This is a genomic window from Periweissella fabalis (genome assembly GCF_012396505.1).
GTDB classification, from domain to species: Bacteria; Bacillota; Bacilli; order Lactobacillales; family Lactobacillaceae; genus Periweissella; species Periweissella fabalis.
Window position 1 is genome coordinate 354855 of sequence record NZ_JAAXPN010000001.1, and the last position, 24812, is coordinate 379666.

At 37.0% G+C, this 24812-nt stretch carries 21 protein-coding genes and 2 pseudogenes; 17 read left to right on the plus strand and 6 right to left on the minus strand.

Annotation, left to right across the window (positions count from 1 at the left end):
* Window positions 1–25: 25 nt before the first annotated feature.
* The 4 genes from HF964_RS01885 (at window position 26) to HF964_RS01900 (ending at window position 4362) form a co-directional block, all read left to right on the plus strand.
* Window positions 26–1180, plus strand: a complete 1155-nt coding sequence (locus HF964_RS01885; protein ID WP_338091073.1) for an MFS transporter — start codon at window positions 26–28, stop codon at window positions 1178–1180.
* Window positions 1177–2376, plus strand: coding sequence for an ATP-grasp domain-containing protein (locus HF964_RS01890; protein ID WP_168721347.1), 1200 nt, complete (start codon window positions 1177–1179; stop codon window positions 2374–2376). The genes HF964_RS01885 and HF964_RS01890 overlap by 4 nt, the downstream gene beginning before the upstream one ends.
* An 8-nt stretch (window positions 2377–2384) precedes the next feature.
* Entirely contained in the window at window positions 2385–3605 is a 1221-nt protein-coding gene (locus HF964_RS01895; protein WP_168721348.1) for an ATP-grasp domain-containing protein, read from the plus strand.
* A gap of 355 nt (window positions 3606–3960) precedes the next feature.
* Window positions 3961–4362 (plus strand): NUDIX domain-containing protein, encoded by a 402-nt coding sequence (locus tag HF964_RS01900; protein WP_246220224.1) that lies wholly within the window; start codon window positions 3961–3963, stop codon window positions 4360–4362.
* A gap of 229 nt (window positions 4363–4591) precedes the next feature.
* On the opposite strand, the gene deoC is transcribed toward HF964_RS01900, so the two are convergent.
* Window positions 4592–5260, minus strand: coding sequence for a deoxyribose-phosphate aldolase (gene deoC / locus HF964_RS01905; protein ID WP_168721349.1), 669 nt, complete (start codon window positions 5258–5260; stop codon window positions 4592–4594).
* Window positions 5261–5478: 218 nt separating this feature from the next.
* Here deoC and HF964_RS01910 point away from each other — a divergent pair.
* Window positions 5479–6255, plus strand: a pseudogene (locus HF964_RS01910) (S66 family peptidase).
* 162 nt (window positions 6256–6417) lie between these two features.
* On the opposite strand, the gene HF964_RS01915 reads toward HF964_RS01910, so the two are convergent.
* Window positions 6418–7680, minus strand: coding sequence for a hypothetical protein (locus HF964_RS01915; RefSeq protein ID WP_168721350.1), 1263 nt, complete (start codon window positions 7678–7680; stop codon window positions 6418–6420).
* 182 nt (window positions 7681–7862) lie between these two features.
* Between HF964_RS01915 and HF964_RS01920 the strand changes: the two genes are divergently transcribed.
* From HF964_RS01920 to HF964_RS01935, 4 genes are all read left to right on the plus strand, one after another.
* Complete coding sequence (locus tag HF964_RS01920; protein WP_168721351.1) at window positions 7863–9488, plus strand: ATP-binding cassette domain-containing protein; 1626 nt, start codon at window positions 7863–7865, stop codon at window positions 9486–9488.
* Between the two features lie 21 nt (window positions 9489–9509).
* Entirely contained in the window at window positions 9510–9782 is a 273-nt protein-coding gene (locus tag HF964_RS01925; protein ID WP_168721352.1) for a hypothetical protein, read from the plus strand.
* A 95-nt stretch (window positions 9783–9877) separates the two neighbouring features.
* Window positions 9878–10087, plus strand: coding sequence for a hypothetical protein (locus tag HF964_RS01930; RefSeq protein WP_168721353.1), 210 nt, complete (start codon window positions 9878–9880; stop codon window positions 10085–10087).
* Between the two features lie 21 nt (window positions 10088–10108).
* Window positions 10109–10780, plus strand: a complete 672-nt coding sequence (locus tag HF964_RS01935; RefSeq protein ID WP_168721354.1) for a hypothetical protein — start codon at window positions 10109–10111, stop codon at window positions 10778–10780.
* A gap of 208 nt (window positions 10781–10988) precedes the next feature.
* Here HF964_RS01935 and HF964_RS01940 read toward each other — a convergent pair whose 3' ends face one another.
* Window positions 10989–11597 (minus strand): NUDIX hydrolase N-terminal domain-containing protein, encoded by a 609-nt coding sequence (locus tag HF964_RS01940; protein ID WP_168721355.1) that lies wholly within the window; start codon window positions 11595–11597, stop codon window positions 10989–10991.
* Between the two features lie 167 nt (window positions 11598–11764).
* Here HF964_RS01940 and HF964_RS01945 point away from each other — a divergent pair, with 167 nt between their 5' ends.
* The 5 genes and pseudogenes from HF964_RS01945 to HF964_RS01965 all read left to right on the plus strand — a co-directional run bounded on the left by HF964_RS01945 (window position 11765) and on the right by HF964_RS01965 (window position 17277).
* The gene (locus HF964_RS01945; RefSeq protein WP_168721356.1) at window positions 11765–12961 is read left to right on the plus strand and encodes a galactokinase; all 1197 of its coding nucleotides are present in this window, start codon (window positions 11765–11767) and stop codon (window positions 12959–12961) included.
* Window positions 12958–14445 carry a UDP-glucose--hexose-1-phosphate uridylyltransferase gene (gene galT, locus HF964_RS01950; protein WP_168721357.1) on the plus strand — a complete coding sequence of 496 codons (1488 nt, stop codon included), beginning with the start codon at window positions 12958–12960 and terminating at the stop codon, window positions 14443–14445. The genes HF964_RS01945 and galT overlap by 4 nt, the downstream gene beginning before the upstream one ends.
* A 64-nt stretch (window positions 14446–14509) precedes the next feature.
* A pseudogene (locus HF964_RS01955) lies at window positions 14510–15914 on the plus strand (glycoside-pentoside-hexuronide (GPH):cation symporter).
* Window positions 15915–16955 carry an aldose epimerase family protein gene (locus tag HF964_RS01960; RefSeq protein ID WP_168721358.1) on the plus strand — a complete coding sequence of 347 codons (1041 nt, stop codon included), beginning with the start codon at window positions 15915–15917 and terminating at the stop codon, window positions 16953–16955.
* A 133-nt stretch (window positions 16956–17088) separates the two neighbouring features.
* Window positions 17089–17277, plus strand: coding sequence for a hypothetical protein (locus tag HF964_RS01965; protein WP_168721359.1), 189 nt, complete (start codon window positions 17089–17091; stop codon window positions 17275–17277).
* A gap of 56 nt (window positions 17278–17333) precedes the next feature.
* On the opposite strand, the gene HF964_RS01970 is transcribed toward HF964_RS01965, so the two are convergent.
* The 3 genes from HF964_RS01970 to HF964_RS01980 all read right to left on the minus strand — a co-directional run bounded on the left by HF964_RS01970 (window position 17334) and on the right by HF964_RS01980 (window position 20148).
* Complete coding sequence (locus HF964_RS01970) at window positions 17334–18344, minus strand: D-2-hydroxyacid dehydrogenase (protein WP_168721360.1); 1011 nt, start codon at window positions 18342–18344, stop codon at window positions 17334–17336.
* Window positions 18345–18357: 13 nt separating this feature from the next.
* Window positions 18358–19518: an aminotransferase class I/II-fold pyridoxal phosphate-dependent enzyme gene (locus HF964_RS01975; RefSeq protein WP_168721361.1), complete on the minus strand. Its 1161-nt coding sequence runs from the start codon at window positions 19516–19518 to the stop codon at window positions 18358–18360.
* A gap of 306 nt (window positions 19519–19824) precedes the next feature.
* Window positions 19825–20148: a hypothetical protein gene (locus HF964_RS01980; protein WP_168721362.1), complete on the minus strand. Its 324-nt coding sequence runs from the start codon at window positions 20146–20148 to the stop codon at window positions 19825–19827.
* Between the two features lie 376 nt (window positions 20149–20524).
* Between HF964_RS01980 and HF964_RS01985 the strand changes: the two genes are divergently transcribed.
* The 3 genes from HF964_RS01985 to HF964_RS01995 all read left to right on the plus strand — a co-directional run bounded on the left by HF964_RS01985 (window position 20525) and on the right by HF964_RS01995 (window position 24505).
* A complete protein-coding gene (locus tag HF964_RS01985; RefSeq protein ID WP_168721363.1) occupies window positions 20525–22090 on the plus strand; it encodes an ATP-binding cassette domain-containing protein in 1566 nt (521 codons plus the stop codon).
* Window positions 22091–22373: 283 nt separating this feature from the next.
* Window positions 22374–23282, plus strand: coding sequence for an ABC transporter ATP-binding protein (locus tag HF964_RS01990; protein ID WP_168721364.1), 909 nt, complete (start codon window positions 22374–22376; stop codon window positions 23280–23282).
* Window positions 23279–24505: an ABC transporter permease gene (locus HF964_RS01995; protein WP_168721365.1), complete on the plus strand. Its 1227-nt coding sequence runs from the start codon at window positions 23279–23281 to the stop codon at window positions 24503–24505. The genes HF964_RS01990 and HF964_RS01995 overlap by 4 nt, the downstream gene beginning before the upstream one ends.
* Window positions 24506–24812 lie beyond the last annotated feature (307 nt).

Below are 24812 nucleotides of genomic sequence, written 5' to 3' on the forward strand. Positions count from 1 at the left end.
GGAGGAAGAGCTTATTTCTAAACACATTCAGTACGCTAAGTTTGTCTCCTATGGTGGGACATTAGTATTTAATACAATTATTGATTTATGGATTGTACATACGTTTAGTTCGTCTAATATTTTGGGTCAAACAATGGCTATCGCAAGTTCGGCAACTTTTATTTGTAGTGTCTTTGGTGGCTATATTGCAGATTCAAAATATTTATTGGCCGTGATTAAGGGCATCAACCTTATTTCGGGGATTTTATGTCTCGCTTTTGTTGGGCTGTACCACTACCAAACGCACCTTGATCTATGGCAAGTCAATACCGCGGTCTTCTTATTGAATGTCAATGCTTACTTAAGTTCACCAATTTTTAAAAAAATGGTGAACTTCTTTGTTAAGCGTGAGGCGATGATGACCTTCAATCAAACGATGGCTCTAGGAACGCAAGTTTTAAGTGTCACGGTGCCACCAATTAGTACGTTCTTGTATGGCTGGCATTGGTTAAGTTTACCAACGGCGTTCCTATTAAATGGTCTTTCATTTTTTGGGGCTTTTTTCTTCTTAAAACCATTTACTTTGACTGAGCAACCTAGCCAAAAGTTTGTTGGTTACCGCCAAACATTTAAAAATATTTTTAGTAATCCATCCTTATTACAATTCTTATTTATGGGCGTGATGTTAAATTTCTTTTTGGCCGGGCTTAATATCTTCTTTCCGATTATGGTGATTCATCAATTACATGAAGGGCATTTGTATGGTGCGGTTTTAGCGAGTCAAGCAGTTGGTGGAATTGTTGGTTCATACTCAATTTCCAAAATTCCCATTACCAAGAGTTTAACGTTTGAACGTATCGGTTTAGTGGTAATTTCATTAGTGTTATTACTCCTAACCATCCTCCAAACAATTGCGTTTATCTTTGTGGTCGCGGTTATAATTAGTATTGTCTTATCTCGCTACAATATTGCGTCTCAAACGATTGTTCAACGTGAAGTTGATAGTGCTTTAATCGGGAAGACTTTTTCAGCAATTTTTATCTTTGCTAATATTGCCTCACCAGTTGGAAATTTATCTTTTGGTTATATTAATGGTGTTTCCATGAATTTAACGTTAATTGTCGTTGCCGTCGGTTTTGTTATTTTCAATTTAATGTGGATTATGATTGATCGACGCTATCAAAAAAGGAGTCACGGATGAACATTATAATTTTATCACCACTCAGCAGTTCTTACATTGGGGCGTTAACATGGGCGCCCGTTGATGACAATACGTACACGTATATTGTTCCAACACGCTTAGTGCATAACTATCAAACTACACAAGCTAATATTAAAATTATCAGTGTCCCTGAATGGAACTATCCAAACTTATTGCATGCCGTCACTACCATTAATGAGACAACACCAATTAATCATTTAATTCATTATGATGAACATGACGTTGAAGTGGCGGCCCAGCTGCGGGAAGTCTTTAATGTACCAGGCCAACGGTTAGCGGAAGCGACGTTGTATCGGAATAAGTTTTTGATGAAACAATACGTTGCCCAACGTGGAATTGCTGTACCAAAGTATCAAGAAGTATTATCAATTGATGATGTGGCTAGATGGCAGGCAAGCTTTAATGGTACAAGTATTTTAAAACCAATTGATGGCGCCGGGGCCAAAGGGATTACGGTCTTAACACCGACAACTGACTTGGCTGAAATCATACTTGAAGCAGGTGCGCGATATATTATTGAAGAATACATCGATTGGCCCTTATATCACGTCGATGGCTTTATGCAAGGAAATCAATTAGCGTATTTAAATACTTCTAAATATCTTGGCCAAGGTGGCATTAACTATTTAAGTCAGCAAAATTCTGGTTCAGTTGAAATTGAGCGCACGACATCCTTGGCGGCCAAAATTGAAACCTATGTTAAGCAACTGTTAACTGTTTTACCGCATGATACGGTCATGCTATTTCACTTAGAAGTCTTTGTTGAGCCTGTTACTGAAACCATTTACTTTTGTGAAATCGGTAACCGCTTAGGTGGTGGCCGCATTAATGAAGAACTCCATGATCGTTACGGCATTTGGCCGATTAAAAGCTACTTACATGCGGTTATTAGTGGTGAAGCCGGGGTGGTTGTACCCCAAAATGATGTGCTTCATGGTTTTATCTTTATCGCACCTGAACATGGGACATTAACTGAATTACCAACAACAATTCCCGTGGTCGGAATTTACGATTACCACGTTTTTGGGAAAGTAGGTAAAGTCTATGATGGTAGTAACTCAATTAATCAAGCCGTTATCGCCGTTAGTGTCCGGGATACAACATCCGCCACCGTCTATGCAAAGCTCCGGGAAATTGAACAGTATTTAGCGTCGACAATTAAATACATCAAATAGGAGACATCATGAATTATTTTGTTTATAAATACTCGCCGCAAAGCATTCACGCGCAAGCGCTAATTAATACTGTGATTGTGGCACCTCGTAATCGGCAAACTGATTATGAACAATATTTTGGCAATCAACTGCCAGCCATGCTTTTCTTAGATGAGCTTAACTTTCAAACTGTCTTAGCAGCCTTACGCCAACGTACGGATGTCACCAGTGTCAATACGTTAAGTGAACCCGATGGTATGTGGGTGGGGTTAATTGAAGATATCATTCTTAAACGGCCCTCAAAGTATCTTGAAAATACGCTTAGCAAAGATAAATATTATATGCGTGCTGTCCTTGAAGGGGTTATCCCGCAACCAGAATTCTTGGCACTAGTCGACGTCACAACTGCTTTAGATTTTGTCCAAACACATGCAAAAGTCATTCTTAAACCGCGCCGTGATGATTCAGCCAGTGGGATTCAAGTACTCGATGTGAACACGCAATCATTAGCAGCTATTCAAGCGCAACTAACGACGATTTTAGCTCGCAATCAAGATGGCTACATGTTAGAAACTTTTAATCCGTATCCGCATATGTGTACGGTCGATGGTTATGCCGTTGATGGTCAAATTACACGCTTTATTGTGCATGAATATGTCACGCCCATTCTAGCCAGTTTACAAGCTAAGCAAGCTTTAATAACCCGGACGGCACATTTCTACAGTCGTCATGATTCAAGCATGTTGTCTAAAATTTTTGCATTAACGCAAACGATTATCAGCACGCTAAATTTGTGTGATCAAGTAATGCCATTTCATCTGGAGCTATTTTACGATGATAATGGGAATTTAGCTTTTTGTGAACTTGGTAAACGCTTTGGTGGGGGCGGGATTTTAGAATTAATTGTTGCCGAAACAGGAGTTGACATTGCCCAAGAATATTGGTTACGCCAAAATGGGGATGTTATTTCAGCTGATGGACCAGTCTGCTTACAACCAACACAAATTGTTGCTTGGTACAAAAAATTTGCACCGACCGGTTATTTAACGACCGTACCTACTAGTGATTTAACAACATTGCCGTGGGTTAGTGCTTTTTATCCCATAGCGCAAGTTAATACGCAAACCCAAGCTAGTCAAAGCATTACTGATTTACTGTTTAAGTTACGCTTTACAGCGGCCGATGAAACCACTTTCAGCCGGCATTTAAACCAAATTGAGGCATATGCCCAGCAATATCATTGGTCATAATCAAAAAGCCGTTGAGCTTGTAGGAGTTCAACGGCTTTTTGAGTGATATCACCACAATTTAAAAAATTAACAAAAGGGAAAATCAATGGAGTTAATAGCCTGTAGTGGATGTGGCCGGAAAGTATTTTACGCCAAGCATCCAGCCTCTATGGGAAGCAAGTTGACCTGGTGATTTGTCGTTAATTCCCAGCGACTTAGCATAGCATACATGTTGACGCAACGACGGTCCTTAGCTATCATGAAGGTAGTAAAACTACTGTAACCCAAAGGAGAATTACCATGCCATACCAAGATTCATATATTGCTAAAGTACGCGAAAAAGTCGGTCATGACTTCCTATTAGTGATGCCTACGATTGATTTACAATCGTGATTTTGATGCATGGGCCTTTCCGGGTGGCTACAACGAACCAGAACTTTCATGGCAAGAAAATGCTGCCCGTGAAGCATTAGAAGAGGGCGGCGTGCAAATTAATCCCGCTAAACTCCAATTAATTGGGAACGTCGCTGGTAAAAATTATGTTGCTAAATACGCAAACGGCGATACAACGCAATTATTTACTAATGCCTATCTATGTGAAGAATGGGAAGCTGAAAGTGATACAATTGACACGACAGAAATTGATGCCAAAAAATGGGTGTCAGCCCGCGAATTAGCCACGACTAAGTTAACCTTTGCCGCCAAAGCAGTCTGGGAAGTGTACCAACAATATCGAGCAACCGGACAAGCATACTCATTGAACTTCGAAACAAAATAAAATAAAGGTCCGTGGATATTACATTCACGGACCTTTTAAATTCGTCAGATTATTTCACTTTTATATCGTATCTAACCGCTTCTTGGTACCATTCCTTTTTAATTGCTTATTCAAATTGAACCAGCAACCGTTTCACCACGCTTGGGTAAATGATGAGTAAAGGTTGTTAGTTCATACATATTTTCATACATATTTGACCCAATAATTGTTATTTTAGGCATTAGCCACCTCACTTACTAGGTTCGTCATTGACAATCCCTAAAACCGATAGACTACTGCTTGTTCCTAATCGATCAGCACCAGCACCAATTAATGCTTCCGCCATTTCACGATTACGAATTCCACCAGCAGCTTTAATTTTGATGCGATTATCGACAGCATTTTTCATGATTTTAACGTCAGCTAAGGTCGCACCACTGGTAGTAAAACCCGTCGAAGTCTTAACATAATCAGCACCGGTATCAGCAACTAAACGACTCGCCACCCCAATTTCATTGTCGGTTAGTAAGCCGATTTCAATGATAACTTTAATCACTTTACCAGCACCATGAACAATATCAACGAGTGCTTGGACCTCTTGGCGAACTTTATTGTAATGTTCGGCCTTAAATTCACCAATGTTAAAAACCATATCAATTTCGTCGGCACCATTGTAGATAGCATCTTGAGCTTCTGCAACTTTAGTGGTCGTTGTATTGGCACCTAGTGGAAAGCCTACGACCGTGCCAATTTTTACTGGTGAACCTTTCAAATGTTTGTAAGCATAAGGTACCCAGTACGGATTGATCACAATGGCATAAAATTGATAGGTCAGTGCTTCCGTAATGAGTTGATCAATGTCGGTTTGGGTAGCATCTGGTTTTAATAGTGTATGATCAAGCAAATGATTTAATTGCATAATACATTTCCTCCTTTATCCGCGTTCCACCGCCATTATAGACAGGTGATTATGTGGGTGTAAATCTGATTTGGCAAACGCAAACTACTTGTAAACTGGATGTGAAATACCTGTCAATTAGTTTGTATGATTATTAAAATTAGCTAATAAAATTCAGATAAGCATAGTTAGTGTACAATATTAGAATCCACTAATAAAATTTTAAAGGAAGTTAGTGTATGCAACATATAAAAGTTTTTCCAAAGCGTTTAAACATTGGAGATGAAATTCGCGTTATTTCACCCAGTTCATCAATGGAACGAGTAGGTGGCTTTGAAAATAACATACCTGCTAATGATCAATTTGGCTCGAGCTCAATTAAAGAACGTATTGATGATTTACATGATGTATTTGCTGATTCAAACGTTAAAGCAATTCTAACAACGATTGGCGGTTTAAATTCTAATGAGTTGTTACCTTACATTGACTGGGATTTGATTAAGAATAATCCTAAGTTTTTTTATCGGCTATTCTGATACCACAAGTTTACATAATGCTATTCGAGCTCAAACAGGTTTGGTTACTTATTACGGACCTTGTTATTCTGCGTTCAAAATGAAGGAATTGCAAGAATATCAAACATTTAATTGGGAACAGAGCATGTCTATAACCAAGGTTATGCACAAGGGACTATTACTGGTGGTAACATCCAAACTTATAGCGTCCAAGCTGGGACACCATATTTCCCTAATGTTAAAACACCAGTTATTTTTATTGAACAAGCTGAAGGAAGTAAAGCCCTTGAATTTTCAAGAGACCTAGCACAAATTCTACAAATACACACTGACATTAAGGGGCTTGTGATTGGTCGTTTTCCAACTGAGAATATTTTAAAAACAATTCCGGTTATATACCATGTTGATTTTGGTCACACACAACCAATCTTCACATTTCCATTGGGCGGTGAAGTAGAAATTGATACTAGTAAGATGCAAATATCAATTATTAAAGGCTAAATTTAGTGTGATTTTAATTATTTACTTGATGAATACTGGCGTGATTTGAATTTTAGGTAAAAATCAAGCAATAGCCGAAAACACACTAAATAACCGCCTTGAAAATTTCTTCAAGGCGGTTATTGTCGTATTACAAACGAAAGAGTAGCTATAATACTCTTTTTAAGCAATGCAGACTTGTGCTAGTAATTCTTTTAATAAATCACGCATACCAGGTTGATTCAATTGTAGCTCAATATCATTTGAAATTGAGCTGACATAGTTAACAAATTCATCGTTTGAAATTACCATACTATTGATAAATTCTAAAATATTGGTTGAAAGAGTGATTTCAACTTTTTGATCGAGTGTTAAATTTGCTTGATAAGCATCTGGGAATAATTCAGCTCGCAAAACATCATGCATAATTTGGCCATCAAGATCCCATGAAGCACTTTCAATTTGTAGTTGGTAACAGTAATTAGCTAACTTGAATAACTCATGCATCCGCGATGTAAATTCCGCTTCACTCATTGTGAGTAAGCCATCATGGTGGTCACGGAATAACATAATTAACGTCGCAAAATAGTTATCAAATGCCACAGTTGCATTAAATTGCAAATCATTATCTATAAGCACATAGGTAGTCCCACGTTCAAAGAAATACTTAGGTTGGGGATCGACATTAATCGCTTGTGTATACGTAATAATCGCTTGATCATACTGACCAGCTGTTCGTAATTCAGCGGCTTGATTACTCAATTCAGCTGCGTAATCAATTGGTTCGGCTTTTTCTAAAATATCCGTAATTCCGGCCATATCTGATACGTGAGGCGTTAAGTCATCGGTGGTCACGTTTTCTGGTTCATACTTAGCCATCGCATCAGCAAAGGCCACTAATAAATCCCGAGCGTCGGGAGTATCAAATAAAACCACTTGGTCTTCCGTTAATGTATTAGCAAATGTGTTATATAACTTGGCATTTGCCATCAATTTCTTAATGAAGGCAAATAAGTTAGCGTAGTTCGAAAATAACTCGGTTGGTGCCTTGGCAGGTAATTCACCATCTTCATCGGCAAAAGTTGCCAATGTTAAATCACGCATTTCATCAAGAAAAGGGCGGTTGGCTTTATCAACAAATAGCATAATGTAACATTCATTTAGTTGACGGACATTTTGATAAAGTTTTTCCAGTAACGGTACTTTTTCAGCACTATCAGTTGGTAAATCAAGGTATGCTCGATATTCGGTTAAACAATATGTCAACATATCACGAAAGGCATATTGCGCATTTTGTTTAAAGTATTCTGGTTCAGGGGCATTAATGTATGTAAGTGCCCGATCTAAGTAGTAATTGGGATTGTTGTCGCTGTTAATTGCGTAATTAAAAAAATTAAGGTCTTCATTCAGGGGTGTATTTTCAGATTCATTAAGCTTACTGTCCATGTTAAAACTCCTTTGAAATGTTGATTTTGTATTAATTGTAACATATGTTATTTATAAGTGTATAATGGCAACCATGCAAAAATCACTCGTCAGATACAAAAAGTGCTTGTTTTTTTACAGATATAATTATAATATTTTAATAAAATTAGAATATTATGAGAGATAGATGGTGGTATATGAAAATGCAGGTAATAGGTAACCGGCACCCAATGATACAAGCTGAACTCCGATCATTTCGTAAAGATTTTGTGCTCCAAATAATTGTCGTCGTTATCATGACCCTCATTGCGCTATATACACCGTATTTAGAAGGGCACATCATCAATGCCATTGTTTATCAGCACAATGTACCTATATTTATTCAGACTATCGGGATTCTCTTACTGGTGTCTGCGATTAATTTGTTAATCTCGTACTTCACAGCTAAGATGCAATATCATAAATTACCCCAAATTATTGTGGCGGTGATTAATCAATTGATTGCACGTTTTTATCATGTCGATCCCCGGGCCATGCTACCATATGATGGGGCCTATTTAAATTCGCGGGTGAATGAAGACGTTTCCGTAACGGCCCGGTTTATTTACATTACCGTTCCTAGTTTTATCGCGAATTTAGTGACTATTTTCGGTGTCGGTATTTTCTTAGCAGTGTTCAACATTAAGATCCTTGGCTTATTTGCGCTTTTTATCGCGTTATATATGTTGGTTTACTTTTTTACGCGCTATCATATCTATGTCACATCACTTGATGTTAAGGAAACGAGTGCAAATTACTTCGCTGATCGTAATAGCATGTTTACGCGGTATTTAGCCATTAAAGCCAAAGAACTCCTCGGTGCTGAACAGCGTAAAAATCAACAACTGGCGACGACAATGTTTACGGCGATGCACGGGAATTTCAAATGGCACTATATCTTATCAACTTCTAAGATTAGCTTATCGATGCTCTTTCAGATTGCCTTTTTCATTATCGGGGGCATTGCCGTGATTAATGGTAATTGGCAAATTGGGACGTTTACCGTAATCTTGCAGTACTTTGTGATTCTGATTAATGTCGTTGATAATTTATTCTATGTCGGTAGTGAATACCAAGACTATCAAGCATCACAAACGCGGTTACAAGAGCTATTATCACTCCCACCTGAAGTAACTGGCGAAACTACGCTCGCAAAGGTTACCACGATAACGATTACTGATTTAAACATCAACCTTGAACCCGACCAAGCATTGTATGTCCACGATTTGAACTTTGAACTAACCACTGGGCATATCTACACTTTAATAGGAAAAAATGGGGTTGGTAAAACTACTTTGCTTTATACTTTACTAGGACTAAACCCTGATTACCAAGGCCAGATAACGTTTAATAACCACGAACTAACCACCCTCAATACCCGGCTATTACGCCAAAATAATGTCGCGGTAATGCTGCAAAATGAAGTCACGACAGGACTTACTGTGCAGGCATATTTAGATCAGTTTGCTGTTACCGCAACTGAAAAAGCAAATCCATTAATCAAAGCAGTCTTTTTCAGTGAACATTTCATGCTAACTAAAGTACTTACCACACCATTGAACCAATTATCTGGTGGCGAACACCAATTAGTCACACTTTATGCCACCTTATTTAAAGCCGATGCAACCGTGCTTATTTTGGATGAGCCATTTTCTAACATTTCCTTTAAGCTTGTTCCAGTGATACTGAATCTCTTGAATAGTCCGGATTTTAACGATAAAATTATTCTGCTTGTATCGCATGAGCAAGAGATTATCAATATGACTTTACCAATTGAAATTGGTGGCTAGAAGTATCACAGGAGATAGCTAATGGGAAACTTTATTTTTATAATCTTTACAATTGGTTGCTTACTTTTCCAAATTTTAACTGGGTATTTAGGTAACAAATATTTGGGGATGATTTTACCAGTTATCTTGCTAGTCTTTATCGGTTATCTGATTTATATTGGTGCTTGGACTTGGCGGCTTGGTGATATCTTAATGCCATTTATTGCGCTTAGTGCTTTAACCTTGATTTACCAAGGTGGCCGTGCGTTAAATCCCAAAAATTCATACAGTAATGCCAAGGAGACACACCATTAATTAGACCTTTGTAGCAGAACTTACAGCAACTCGCTGGTAAGTTCTGCTTTTTTGCTATAATAGAGTACAAAATATATATTAACCGAGGTACCGATATGCAATTCTTTCATAATCTCAAAATTCGCGTTAAACTACTGCTCGTAATGGCGTTAAATTTATTACCGGTTATTTTAATTGGGGTCGTAACGGCTTTTAAATGGGGTCAACCAACGGTAACATATGTCTTAGTCGGCATCAGCATTATCTGCTTATTAGTCAGCTTCCATTTCATTAATCAAGCTGCCACGCGTACAACTCAAAGATAATAAAGTGAATAGGGGGACGATATGCTTAATAATTATGAAGTTACAACCGATTCACTACAATTAACGCTACCGCATGAATACGGGACGTTAATTATTAGTGATCAACCACTTGCCAATAACGATGTCACGCTGTATTTTGCGCAACATCAATTAGTTGCGATTGAGCAGGCAACGCTCAATCACCAAGCATTTGATCGCGTTATTACATTCGTTCCAGCTTGGGATATGGAACCAGCATATCTTCTGGCGGCTCTAACTAATCAAGCGCTTACTGATGGTTGGACGCCAACAGAAGGGGGGATTGCACCAACTAAAGTCCCCACTAATTACGCCACTCCGTTGAAAGATTATTTGGCCGTGGTAATGCCATTATTAGACTGGTTAGGGTATGACTTTACGACACCTACCGCTGCAATCGTAGCACCAATGCCACCGGTCAAAAAAGCTGGTAAACCTCAGCATCGTTGGAATAAAGAACTGAGCACGGTACCGTTTTATGTCGATTATGCCGGCGTTACGGCTACCGTTTATTGGCCAAAACGCCATGAAATGCGGATTGTCGCCGGGGCTACTTTAGTCCCTGATGCGCCGTTAAACCAAGATGGCACGCTAGGCTTTGCAGCGCGTTTGCTAATACTTTACGTGCTGAACAAGCTGATGCCATCACAGATAATCACACGACGCGCGATGTGATTTTAAAAAGTCCCAATGAAGTTGGTCACTTCTTATATTTTGCCGGTACTAATAGTTGGTTAGTTTTACAAGATGCGTTTGGCCATACTCTTGATGACTGGAGCGTCGTTAAGTAGGAACTAAACACACCCTAATAGTCCAATAACTGTTAAAACACTAAAATAGCCCTTGAACCTTTGTGCTTCAAGGGCTATTTTAGTGTTGTTTATTATTCAAAGTACGGGGTTTGTTGATTTGTCAGTTGGCAGATTTGTTCAGCCGTTGTGCGATTTTTAGATAATGGTGGTAGGGCATCCAATGCAAAAAACTTAGCATTATTAGTTTCAGAATTAGCGCTAAACTGACCACTAACGATCGTCGCACGAAAAATTAATTTATAATATTGAAAAAGTTGGGGAATATCATCGCGCAATGCTGTGTCATAGACCGCTGCTAACTCATCAATTTGGACTTCTAGACCGGTTTCTTCACGGACTTCCTTACGGGCATTTTCGGCCGGGGTATAGCCTACTTCAGCGTAACCACCTGGCAGGGACCATTGTTGTGTACGCTTATCTTGTACTAACAAGATTTGTTGATTTTCTTCAATCAAGACCCGTACATCGACTTTCGGTGTTGGGTAACCGTCACTATGGGCGAGCACGCTAGTTAGTTTATCAATCGAATCAGTTGTTATAGTTGCCAATAACGTCGTAGCAATAGCTTTGATTTCTTTATAACGTTCTTTATCGAATTCGTCATTACCATAAAATAAGCCAGCATCAGCTAGGGTTAATAAGCGTTGATATTGTTTGAACAGATTAGTAGGTATGGTCATCGGGATTCTCCTTAATAAGTGGGTATTCAAAGTTTACATTTTCTTTAGGTTTTAAATTATAATTGCATAACCATAAAACAAAATATATCATATACTTGTACCAACAATGATAGCGCTTACAAAAATGTAAACGCGTTTAATAATTTTACTTTAGCGGGGATTAAGTAATGGATAAACAAGTTTTTACAAAGCTTAATACGATCTTTAAAGAACAATTTACGACTGCACCAACCGATGCCTTTTTCTCACCGGGACGGATTAATCTAATCGGTGAACATACAGATTACAATGGAGGCCATGTCTTTCCAGCGGCCATCACCATCGGAACTTATGGGGTTGGGGCAGCGCGGACTGACAAATTAGTCCGCTTATACTCAACTAATTTTCCAGATACTGAGATTGTTGAATTTGATATTGATGATACCACAAAATTACCACATGGTAACTGGGCGAACTTTGTGAAGGGGGATTTAATTGCCTTACGCGGCTATGGTAATCATTTCAACCATGGTTTTGATTTGGTGATTGAAGGCAATATTCCAAGTGCTGCTGGTTTATCGTCATCATCGTCACTGGAATTAATGATTGGCGTCGTCGTTCAACGTTTATTTCAACTTAAAGTACCACGTTTACAATTAGTCGCAGCAGGCAAGCAAGCCGAAAATGAATATATCGGTGTCAATACTGGGATTATGGACCAGTTTGCGATTGGCTTTGGGGAAGCTAATAAAGCCATTTATCTTGATACGAATACAATGATTTACGAAATGGTCCCCGTTGAACTCGGCGATTATGTCGTCGTGATTATGAATACTAATAAACCCCGTAACTTAGTTGACTCAAAGTACAACGAACGGGTTAAAGAAACCCAAGAAGCCGTCTACTGTCTTCAAAAGGAACTTAATATTAATACTCTTGGTGAATTATCGAGTGCTGAATTTGAAGCCGCCGCCCATTTAATCACGAATCCAACCGTCTTAAAGCGCGCCCGCCATGCCGTAACTGAAAATGAACGAACACAAGCCGCTGTTAAATATTTAACCGCCGGTAATTTAGTTGAGTTTGGCAAATTACTCAATGCTTCTCATCAATCACTAAAAGACGATTACGGGGTTAGTGGGGTGGAATTGGATACGTTAGCTGAAACGGCCCAACAGCAACCGGGTGTGCTTGGTGCCCGCATGACGGGGGCTGGCTTTGGGGGGTGTGCAATTGCATTAGTCAAACGTGATCAAATTAAATTATTTGAGGCTAATGTTAGCCAAGTATATACCACAAAAATTGGCTATGCCCCTTCATTTTATGTCGCCGATATTGGCCCTGGAGCTCATTGGGTAGGCCTAGTTAGTGAGGTTCTTATATGAATAATGCATCAAGTTTAATAAAGGGCTTTGCCGAACAATTAATTAACGCTTCTAGTTTAAAAACCACAGATTCAGTTTACTTAATAAACCGTATTTTGGCATATACAAAACAAACTGATTTTGATATTGCAGCACCAATTGCTGATGGGGAGCTACTTGAGTTAATGGATCAAGTAGTTGAACTTGGAATTGCTAACTACGCTTCCAATGGTGAAGATATTAATGCTGACATTCTTGGTGCCAATTTAATGAACTTGATATTGCCATTGCCAAGTATTGTTAATCAGCAATTTTGGGCCCAATACAAAGTTAGCCCCCAAGCTGCTACTGATGCTTTTTATCAACAATCACAGCTCGTAAACTATATCAAAACACGTGAAATAGCTCGTAATATTGAATTTCCATATACTAGTAAATACGGCAACTTGCAGATAACAATTAATTTATCAAAACCTGAAAAAGATCCTAAAGCAATTGCCGCGGCTCAAAAAGTTAAAAGTAATAGTTATCCAATTTGTCAATTGTGTTTGGAAAATGAAGGGTACGCTGGGCGACTCAATTATCCTGCTCGAGCTAATCACCGGGTTATTCGGTTAACACTTGGCGGGGAGCCCTGGTATTTCCAATATTCACCATATGCTTATTACAATGAACATGCGATTGTTTTTGCCAAAGAACACCGACCAATGGTTGTTAATGGTGTTAATATTCGTCGATTATTTGAATTCGTTAGGTTATTTCCAAATTACTTTATTGGTTCAAATGCCGACTTACCAATTGTTGGTGGCTCGATTTTAACGCATGACCATTTTCAAGCTGGACGCTATAACATGCCTATGGCACAAGCTGAAATTGAAACTAACATTACTATTCCTGGTATTGAGTTATCATCAGCTGGAATTGTTAAATGGCCAATGTCAGTTATTCGCTTACGGGATAGTAATTATGAAAAACTGATTCAAGCTAGTGAACTAATTATGCAAAGGTGGCAAAATTTTACCTACCAAGCTCAAGGGATTGTTGCATATACTGAGGATGGAACCAGACATCACACGGTTACACCAATTGTCCGTATGCATGACACAGTATATGAGATTGATTTAGTCTTACGCGATAATAATACTTCAGTGCAATATCCAGATGGCATTTTCCATCCACATCAAGATGTTCAGCACATTAAAAAGGAAAATATTGGTTTGATTGAAGTCATGGGTTTGGCAATCTTACCGCCACGCTTAGTACCTGAAATGGAAGAAGTTAAATCATTCTTGCTAGGTATAACTAACTACGTCAATCCCATTCATCAACAATGGGCGGATAAGTTGAAAATGGATCATAAGGCTATTACTGTGACAAATGTCGATGCAATAATTAATACTGCAATTGGAGCGACATTTACTCGCGTCTTAGAAGATGCGGGGGTATTTAAGCATACCCCGGCTGGAAGGGCAGCATTTAAAGTATTTATTACAAGCTTGGCATAAGACTTATAAGACAGAATTAATTAGAAATTGCGAGATAATAGATTAATATCAGTGAGGCTAACAAATGAATAACAACACACACAAGTGGAAACAACGGGTTGGTTATGCCCTAGGAGCATTTGGCCACGATACGTATTATGTAACTCTAAGTACCTACTTTATTATTTTTGTTACAAGTGTAATGTTTCAAGGAGCAGGAAAAGATACTGCACGCTTAATTGGAATCATAACTTCATTAGTAGTTATTATCCGCTTAGTTGAAATTATTTTTGATCCAATTATTGGTAATGTTATCGACAATACTCGTTCTAAGTACGGTAAATTTAAGTCTTGGTTAGTCGTTGGTGGAATAATATCGAGTGTACTTTTAGTTATTATTTTTACCAACTTTTTCGGGCTTGCCAAAACAGGTGATGATTTATTCATTATCTTATTCGGGATTGTTTTTATTTTATTAGATTGCTTTTACTCATTTAAAGATATTGCTTTTTGGTCAATGATTCCAGCACTTTCAACAGATTCCAATGAACGTGAAAAACTTGGAACCTTTGCTCGATTTGGCTCATCAATTGGAGCCAATGGGACGACATTAGTTGTCGTTCCATTGACAACCTTTATTACGTATCTTTTTACCGGTCGTCATGAACAAGGGGCCGTTGGTTGGTTTTATTTCAGCTGGAACAGCAATTATTACAGCTTTAACAACAAAAGAAAATCAGTCAATTGTGCGCCAACAAAATAAAAAGGTCAGCTTCAAAGAAGTCTTTATTGTCATTACTAAAAATGATCAGTTAATGTGGTTAGCACTAGCATACATTGCTTATGCAATTGCTAACGTGGCAACAACTGGGGTTTTATTATTATTTTACAAATTTGTTCTTGGTCGAGTAGGTGAATTTTGGTTTGTTGGCTTAATTGCTACGATTACTGGTCTAATTGCTGTACCAATGTTTCCATTTCTTGCTAAAACTTTTTCGCGACGTTATGTTTATCTAAGTGGTTTAATTATGAACATTCTGGCATATGCAATCTTTATGTTTGCCGGCCAAAATCTCTTAATGGTTCAGATTGCAACGGTATTATTTTACTTTCCACAGCAATGGATTTTTCTCTCTGCTTTAATGACAATTACTGATTCAGTTGAATATGGCCAACTCAAAAATGGGATTCGCAATGAAGCGGTAACATTATCACTACGGCCCTTGATGGATAAAATTGCCGGCGCATTATCTAATGGGATAGTTGGCTTCATTGCTGTAGCCGCCGGTATGAGTGGCAATGCTTCAGTTAATACTATTACACAACATGATATCCATACTTTTAATTTATTTGCTTTTGCATTACCTGGTTTATTAATGACTTTTTCTGGAATCGTTTTTTTTTGGAAAGTACATTTATTTGAAAAAGAACATGCACAAGTTGTAACCGAATTAGAATCAAAATTAACTATTCAACAACAGGAGGTTTAAATGACAGTCATAAAAGAAATATTTGGGCAATATAACGATGAATTAATTTATCGTTATACTATTGAAAACCAACATCAAACTCGTTTGAAAATTCTCACATTTGCGGGAATTATCCAAGAGTTTTCAGTGGTTGATGCGGGGCAACGAATTAATCTTGTCTTGAGTTTTGAGGACTTAGCTGGATTTACAGAAAGTGGCTATAATTTTAATCGAATTATTGGCCGCCATGATGGCCGGATTGATGGAGGAAGGTGGCAAAGTTTAGATGGACAAATTCAGGTGCCCACTAATGAGAATGGTAATAATCTCCATGGTGGGTTACATGGTCTCGGCAATCAAATTTTTTCTAGTCGGATTGATAATTTAAATGAAGCCGTGATTTTAAGTTATACTGCCACTGAAGCCAATGACGGCTTTCCTGGCAATTTAAATGTTGATATCACTTATCAATTAACTAATGATGATCAAGTTGTCATTACAATGAGTGGTACACAAAAAGAACGTGCCGGTATTTTTAATCCTACGGTGCATACGTACTTTAATCTAAGTAATCCAACAGTTACTGATATAAGTGAAATGAGTTTGTTATTAGCAAGTGACCGTCATTTAGGTCTTCGTGAGGACAAGGTTCCAACTGGAGAAATTATACCAGTTGCTAATGATATTTATGATTTTACCCAACCAACTAATTTAGGTGAGCGCCTAACAAGTTTTAAATTAATGACAAAAGAAGCTGGATTAGACGATATATTTGTAGTTCGCGGAGATATTAATATACCTGCTGCAACTTTAGTCGATGATACTACTCAAAGACAAATTGACATCTATTCCGATCGTAATGCAATAGTTTTGTATACCGCAAACGATTTAAACGATGAACATATGCTTTTAAATCGTGGGGCTGCTCATCCATATGAAGGGATTGCAATTGAAGCTCAAAACCTTCCTGATGCTATGAATCATCCTGACTTTGGTAACGTCGTCCTCCAACCTAACGAGACTAAAACACATCATATTATTTATCAATATAGCCATCGCTAGATTAATATAATATTGTAAATAACATTACAAAAAGCCTATCAAATTTTTATTTTTAATAGGCTTTTTGTATGCGACAAATTAAATTAAAAGAGGTATAATCTAATATATAATTACTAATGAAAGGAGTGCTTTAATGCTCACATTCTTAATTCTTGTGATAATTCTTGGGTATCTATTTAATAAAGCCATTCCCTACTTAATTTTAGCAATGTTCTTATATTTTTGCTGGGTACTTATCAAGGCACTTTTTGTACCTGCTTTGATTATTGGCATCGCCTATCTTGGATGGCAGGTGTATCAACAAGTACAAACTCGATCATAATATAAAATACGAAAAAGGGCCTGAATTTTCATGATCAATTTTGGCCTTTTAATTTACTAATCATGGACAACATGCGGACTGTTCTTGCTATGTGCAACCAAAACGATATCATCCAAAGCAATATCAACCATATTTTGGACAGCTGCATCAGTATAAAAACCTATATGCAGAGTAACCGAAACATTGGGCATTGCAAGTAATTGATCATACGTTGTAAAATCAAGAGCGTGTTCGTTACTTAAATCATGTTCTACAAAGTTTTCTTCACCTTCAACAGCATCTAAACCCGCCCCAGCAATAATCCCAGCGTTAAGAGCTGCAATTAAAGCTGGCGTTTCAATAATAGGACCACGAGCACAATTAATCAATAGAGCTTCTTTTTTCATTTTAGCAAATGTAGCGCCATTAAATAAGTGGTGTGTAGTATCGTTTAGATTGGTATGAATGGTCACAATATCACTTTGAGCAAGAAGAGTTTCAAAATCTACGTATTCAACTGTATCAGCTAAATCAGTTCGATGAATTAAGTCATTAGCGATAACATGGGCTCCTAAAGCTTTAAAAATTCGTGCTACTGTACCACCAATTTTACCTGCTCCAAAAATACCGATGGTCAAATTATGAATTTCACGTGCTTGCAATTCATCCCAACTATAATTATGTTGGCGCATACGTGCTTCGGCGGCTTCAAGATGCCTTAAAAGTACCATTGTATGCATTAATGTAGCTTCAGCAACTGAACGAGGGGAGTAGGCGGGGACATTAGTTACTACAATTTGATTAGCATCAGCTGCCTTAAAATTAATGGTATTATAGCCGGTAATTCGTAAGGCAATATGGTGAATCCCTAAATCAGCTAAACGTGAATAAACATCTGGATCATCGATAGCAGCGTGTTGTACTATTGAGATACTATCATAACCGGCTGCCATATCAATATTATCTACAAGGTTAAGGGGGGTTGTATCAACTTGAATAGCATTACGCTTCGCCCAAGATTTAATCGCAAGTTGCTCATCGGGGCGGACACTATCATCGGGGCGGACACTATACATTAGAATTTTCATTTATAATTCTCCTTTATACATGGGCTTGCATGAATCGTTCTAACCGATCCATGGCATTAATAAGATTTGTCATACTTGCAGCATAGCTTAAACGCATATAACCTTCTCCAGCTGGAAAAGCTCCACCAGGAACAAGCCCTAGATGGGCTTCAATCGCAAGGCGATGACCGAAAGCAAAACTATCTGTACCAAACTGCGTGGGGATTTGCATAAAAATGTAGAAGGCTCCAGTTGGTTTAATTACTGCAATTCCCATTTGTGTGAGTCGCTTAATTAAATAATCACGCCGTTTAACATATTCTGCCTGCATAATCAGGCCATCATCTGCTCCACTTGTAAGAGCTTCAATGGCCGCATCTTGTGCATTTGTAGTTGCTGAAGTAACTGTAAATTGACTAATCATCGCAATCTTTTGTATCAAATCAGCTGGGCCAGCAGCAAAGCCAATCCGCCATCCAGTCATTGCATGCGATTTTGAGAGCCCAGTTACTAAAATTGTTTGTTCAGGAAGAATTTCACCTAAGGACACATGGTTTTGATCATAACTTAATTCGCTATATATTTCGTCACTTAAGACAACGATTGGTTTATTACGAAGTGGTTCAACTAAGGCGGTTAGTTCTTCACGTGTGTAAGTTACACCCGTAGGATTAGTAGGGTAATTAAGAATAAGCATTTTAGCTTGAGGATGTGCTAATAATGTAGCTTGCAATCGTGATGGTGTTAATTTAAAACCATCGTTAGTTGTATCCACAAAAACTGGTTTAGCCCCATTAAGTAAAGTAATGGGAATATATAATGGAAAAATAGGGATTGGAATAATAACTTCATCATTTGGATTGGTTAGTGCGGTTATCGTTGAATAGATCGCTCCCGTAGCGCCAACTGTAACAATAATTTGATTCGTTGGATTATACGTTGCATGATACTTATTATGTAAAAAATCAGCGGCAGCAACCCGAAGCACAAGTTTTCCAGAAGAATCTGTATAGTGGCTTTCATTATTAGTAATACTAGCTTTCCCAGCTGCTTTGACATGCTCAGGGGTATTAAAATCTGGCTCACCTAGTGTGAGTTTAATAATATCTGGAATTTCTGATATAGCCGCATCAAAGGCTAATATGGATGAGGGCTGTAGTTGATCCAAGCGGGCATTAGTCTTAAAAAATTTCATATTCGTATCGCCTCCATGTGTTTAAATAAAAAATCCTCACAGCTACAAGCTGAGAGGATTCAATGACAGTAATGTTTTAATCAATGGCATCCTACTCAATAATTTCTACTTGAGGCTAAATGGCATCGAAAAAATATTTCTAATTCCATTCAGATTTAATCTGCGTGGTACCAGAAAAGTAAAGGGGCGTTATTCAATTGCTGTGTATTTTCATCTAACATAATCATTAGCTCCTTTAAATAACTTAGCTAAAATATACGCTTGTTAAATTAACAAATCAACATAATTTTATCATTTTATTCTAATTTAAATATTAAGTTCCGTTTTTAGGAGCTGAAATAGTTCACTTATTTCTAGTCCATTCATAATACCAACTACTAAAATACTAGGGTGTTCTTCACTATCACCAAGCTCCATGATAGTTATACCATGTGCTTCTAGATATTTATTTATACGTGGTCGATCTAAAATTATCGACATCTCATCGTAATCAAATTCAACTTGATATTTATCTTCAGCATTTGCCATCCCGGCAACGCCAACAAATTCTGCCCCACCATCTTCATCAATGACATAAATTTCAACGTTAATTTTATCAAGTAAATCAGCTACTTCATATATCTGCGCCATATATAAACTCCTTATATTTTTATTGTATGCTGATTATATCACAAATGTATTTATTGCATTGTCCATACTAATTCGTTAAAATGGTAGTATCAAATGAAATCAGGAGGCGTAAGCTGTCAATGTTAGTTTAATCAATCTTCTTTCACATTCATCGACTATTTCTTAGGTGGAGTGTGTCCTTTTTAGATTGATTAATTGCTAATGGTGCCATTTTTGCTTACCCTCATATCGGTATACTAATAATTTTTAATATATCAAAATATATAGCAAACACTTAGGCAAAGGGATCAATAAAGTTTTTGGTCCCTTTTTGTATATACCAAAAAACAATCTTTATAACACATTAAACCTGCCTTTATATCCAAAGGAGGCTTATATGCCAATTATTCAAATCAAAGATTTCATCGTTGCAACGCCCCAGACAACTTTGTTTACAATTGACAGTGCTATTGTCCAACCAATGAGTAAAATTGCCTTGGTTGCGCCAAATGGTAGTGGTAAAACGACACTAATTAAACAGATTTTGGCTGATAATAAGCAAGTTAAAATAACCGGTGACATTGGTTATTTGGCACAACTTGAATCAGTAAAAGCATTAAGTGCTGGTCAATATATCAAAAAACGATTAACTGAGTTATTATATGGTTCCGCAGCTTGCTTAATTTTAGATGAACCAACGGCCAATCTGGATGCTTCAACACGTAAATGGCTGATTATGCAGTTACAACGTACTAATAAAGCCTTACTACTAATTAGTCACGATCGAGAACTCTTAAATGCTATTGCTACTGAAATATGGTATATCAATGACATGCAACTCCAAACTTATTCTGGTTGTTATTCAGATTATCTAAAAATGCGGGCAAGTCAAGCAGCTAAAGAAATAGCCGCTTTTGAGCAACAGCAAACTGATCGACAACGTCTAAAAAATGTCATCCATGAACGCAAACAACGTGCCCAAAGTATTGGACACCATAAGCGTAATGTATCTAGTTCTGAAGCTAAAGCAAATGGCTTAATGTCTGATTATGAAGCTAAAGGCCGTAAAATGGCTAAAAGTGCCAAAAGTATCACCAAGCGCCTAGAAAAGGAGCCTTTACTAAAGCAGCCACGTAAGGAAAAGCATATTAACATCCAACTAAAGCGTACTACTACTTTAAACTTACGACCTATTAAATTACTTGATAGTACAAATCAAATAATTTATCGAGAAAAACAGTCCATATTTGAAATCAAGCATTTTGCAGTGAAATTTGGTGAACATATTGGTTTAGTTGGTGATAATGGTAGTGGTAAATCTACTTTCCTTAAGCAACTATTTACAACTGTTGTAAGTGGCAAGCCTTTAACTATTTATCAATATCCAAAAATTAAGATTGGTTTTTTTAATCAATTACTAGATGACTTTCCAAAAGGTTCATCAATTTTACATGCTATTGAGCAAACATCATCGCAAGACAAACAAGTTATTTATGACCTATTAGGTGCGCTTGGTTTTCGTAATACTACTATGCAAAAGCCTTACTCAGTTTTAAGTGGTGGTGAAAAAGTTCGTGCTAATCTAGCCAACGTCCTCTTAGGAGACTATAATATACTATTTCTAGATGAACCAAATAATTACCTTGATTTGGATGCACTACAAGCGTTAACAACTTTTTTACAAGCATATCGGGGAGCTGTTATTTTGGTTAGCCATGACAATGAATTTATTAATAGTATTTGTCATCGTCAATATAAAATTGGTAATAACAAAATGCATGAAATTAATCTTAATGAAGATGTTAGTAATCCTAAAAAACGATTTAAAAAGCAGCAGCTTACAAACCAAATTCAAGAATTAGAATTTAAAAAAGATAAATTAATGTTAACTACCAACAGTTCTATTGCCGAGATTCGATACTTGAACCAACAAATTAGTCAACTCAAAAAGGAATTAAGCTAAATTACAAACCGCAAATATGCCCAATTTATTATTTACTGTTATAATAAGTATATGAGATAGGAAGGGGTTAAGTTTGGTAAGGTAACCATCTTGATTTCCTCAAATTACAGTCCCCCCGGACTATTGATTGTTTGACAAAACCACTTGATTTGCTTCAATGAATCAAGTGGCTTTTTTATTCACAAAATTTGAGTTGAGACCTGTTTTAATTATTTCTTAAAAGAACTGGACAACAATCATTTATGTTACAATAATTATAATTTTTAAAAAAGAGGGGGGCACAATGGCAATTGAAATTAAGCATTTAACTAAAGAATTTGGACCGAAAGTAGCTGTTAATGATTTATCACTAACGCTTAATGATGGTCAAGTATTGGGCTTGATTGGACAAAATGGAGCTGGTAAGACAACGACATTTCGTATGTTACTAGATTTTATTAAACCAGATCATGGAACAATCTTATTTGATGGTCAACCCATTACCCAAGCAATACGAAAAAAGATTGGCTTTTTACCAGAAGAGCGCGGCTTATATCAAAAATGGACTATTGAACAGCAAATGTTGTATTTTGGTGAACTACATGGCATGAAAGCCAACACTATAAAAAGCGAACTAAAGCGATGGTTAAAGCGATTAGAAGTAGTCGGTAAGCCTAATGATAAAGTTCAAACGTTATCTAAAGGAAACGCTCAAAAAGTACAATTGATTGCAACTTTAATTTTTCAACCACAATTACTTATTTTAGATGAACCTTTCACTGGTTTAGATCCGGTTAATACTTCGTTAATGATGCGTGAAATTAAACAGTTTAGTGATGAAGGAGCACGAATCATCTTTAGTGCACATAATATGGCAAGTGTTGAGTCATTATCTGATCATTTATTGATGTTAAAAAATGGTAATACTGTCTTGTCGGGGGCCACTAATGTAATTCGTGAAAGTTTTGGTCGGACACGTATTTATTTAGAATCGCCAATCAGTGATGCTGAACTATTAGGAATTGAAGGAGTTATTTCAATAACCCCATCTAATTTAGGACGAATGCTTAAAATAAGTGATGAAGCCGTTGGTCGAGTTGTATTTGAACGGGTAACAAGCTCAACTAACTATGTACCCGCTTTTATGCAAACACCGCCATCATTAGATGAAATTTTTCGGACAGAAGTTGCTGCTACGGAGGTTAAATTATGACAAATGCATGGTTGATAGTTGCTAAACAGACATATCGTACCCGACTTAAATCACTAACTTACTGGATGCTTGTTTTATCACCACTCTTATTAGCAGTTTTTTCAATCGGTATTGTTCTACTTTTTGATAGTGCATCATCTTCAAATGACAAAGCAACATTAGCAATTGTACAGCAAACCCAGCTGACTAAAGATCTCAAAGCTACTAAAGCATTAAATGCCCACGTTAAAAATATTGCGACAGAAAATGCTGCTAAACGGCAATTAAAAGATGCTGATATTGATGGTTATTTAATTCAAACCGGAGACAGTTTTAAATTAGTCACATCAGCTACTGGTAACACTAGTATTAATAAAGATACCTTACAGACATTGTTAACACAGTTTAAAGTGGCAGCAATGGCATATAAATTAAATATATCAGCAGCACAATTACAAAGCTTGCAAGCACCAGTTGACCTAAAAATCCAACAGATAAATAGTAAAGATGGGACTGCCAATACTGATACTAATAGAGGAGCAAATTCTGCTTTAAGTATCGGAATAGGAGTTTTATTCTTTATTATTTTACTATTTTATGTCCAAATTATTGCCCAAGAAATTGCTAATGAAAAATCATCACGAATTATGGAAATTTTATTAGCTGCAACAAGTGCTGCTAGTCAATTCTATGGTAAAATTATTGGTGTTTTTAGTTTAGCAATCACGCAAATTCTGCTTTACATCATCATTGGTGCTGGGGCGATTGCTATTTTTAAAGACAATCGCATTTTTCAAAGTGTACGAACAATTTTTAGCAATGTAAGCTTGTCGTTTACTTTAGTAACGGTCATTATGTTGTTATTAGCTATCCTAATGTATTTAACCTTAGCAGCAATTATTGCTTCACTGATAAACGATCAAAGTCAGGTTCAACAAGCTGTTCAGCCAGTGACATACATTGCCATGATTGGTTATGTATTATCATTTATTGTTGCTCAATCACCGCATAATTTACTTATTAATTTAGCATCTTACGTACCATTCATTTCACAAACCTTAGTTCCTAGCCGACTAGCTCTTGATTTTATTGGTAATTCACAGGCATGGTGTGCTATTGGATTACAAATTATTAGTGTAGCTTTACTACTGAAATTTGGTCTTAAAATCTACGAACGAAATGTTTTAGAATATTCAGATGAAAGCATTTATAAGCAATTAGCCAGGTTAATAAGAGGTAAGTAATATTCATATATTTCACAGATAGGACTGTTAGTTAATAATAATTACTACCATAACGTATGTACGAAAGCAGATACTAAGATTTTTTGATAGTGTTCGACTTTTGTTATATTCCCTTAGTAGTTCACAATAAATATTTTCTATCATTCTAACTAGTTTATTAAGGTCCTTAAAATTAGGTAAATCAACTTGAGAAGCAAAATTTATTCAGCTAAAGTATTAATTCAAGCACTGATATTGTGCAAATATTTAGAAGGATTGCCAATAGGCAGTAAGTTTAAATGGAATTAATTATTATCATTTTAGCTAT

Coding starts and splice junctions, on each gene's coding strand:
- HF964_RS01890 (WP_168721347.1), top strand. CDS start 1,177: ATGAACATTATAATTTTATCACCACTCAGCAGTTCTTACATTGGGGCG.
- HF964_RS01895 (WP_168721348.1), top strand. CDS start 2,385: ATGAATTATTTTGTTTATAAATACTCGCCGCAAAGCATTCACGCGCAA.
- deoC (WP_168721349.1), bottom strand. CDS start 5,260: ATGCAATTAAATCATTTGCTTGATCATACACTATTAAAACCAGATGCT.
- HF964_RS01915 (WP_168721350.1), bottom strand. CDS start 7,680: ATGGACAGTAAGCTTAATGAATCTGAAAATACACCCCTGAATGAAGAC.
- HF964_RS01920 (WP_168721351.1), top strand. CDS start 7,863: ATGCAGGTAATAGGTAACCGGCACCCAATGATACAAGCTGAACTCCGA.
- HF964_RS01925 (WP_168721352.1), top strand. CDS start 9,510: ATGGGAAACTTTATTTTTATAATCTTTACAATTGGTTGCTTACTTTTC.
- HF964_RS01930 (WP_168721353.1), top strand. CDS start 9,878: ATGCAATTCTTTCATAATCTCAAAATTCGCGTTAAACTACTGCTCGTA.
- HF964_RS01935 (WP_168721354.1), top strand. CDS start 10,109: ATGCTTAATAATTATGAAGTTACAACCGATTCACTACAATTAACGCTA.
- HF964_RS01940 (WP_168721355.1), bottom strand. CDS start 11,597: ATGACCATACCTACTAATCTGTTCAAACAATATCAACGCTTATTAACC.
- HF964_RS01945 (WP_168721356.1), top strand. CDS start 11,765: ATGGATAAACAAGTTTTTACAAAGCTTAATACGATCTTTAAAGAACAA.
- galT (WP_168721357.1), top strand. CDS start 12,958: ATGAATAATGCATCAAGTTTAATAAAGGGCTTTGCCGAACAATTAATT.
- HF964_RS01960 (WP_168721358.1), top strand. CDS start 15,915: ATGACAGTCATAAAAGAAATATTTGGGCAATATAACGATGAATTAATT.
- HF964_RS01965 (WP_168721359.1), top strand. CDS start 17,089: ATGCTCACATTCTTAATTCTTGTGATAATTCTTGGGTATCTATTTAAT.
- HF964_RS01970 (WP_168721360.1), bottom strand. CDS start 18,344: ATGAAAATTCTAATGTATAGTGTCCGCCCCGATGATAGTGTCCGCCCC.
- HF964_RS01975 (WP_168721361.1), bottom strand. CDS start 19,518: ATGAAATTTTTTAAGACTAATGCCCGCTTGGATCAACTACAGCCCTCA.
- HF964_RS01980 (WP_168721362.1), bottom strand. CDS start 20,148: ATGGCGCAGATATATGAAGTAGCTGATTTACTTGATAAAATTAACGTT.
- HF964_RS01985 (WP_168721363.1), top strand. CDS start 20,525: ATGCCAATTATTCAAATCAAAGATTTCATCGTTGCAACGCCCCAGACA.
- HF964_RS01990 (WP_168721364.1), top strand. CDS start 22,374: ATGGCAATTGAAATTAAGCATTTAACTAAAGAATTTGGACCGAAAGTA.
- HF964_RS01995 (WP_168721365.1), top strand. CDS start 23,279: ATGACAAATGCATGGTTGATAGTTGCTAAACAGACATATCGTACCCGA.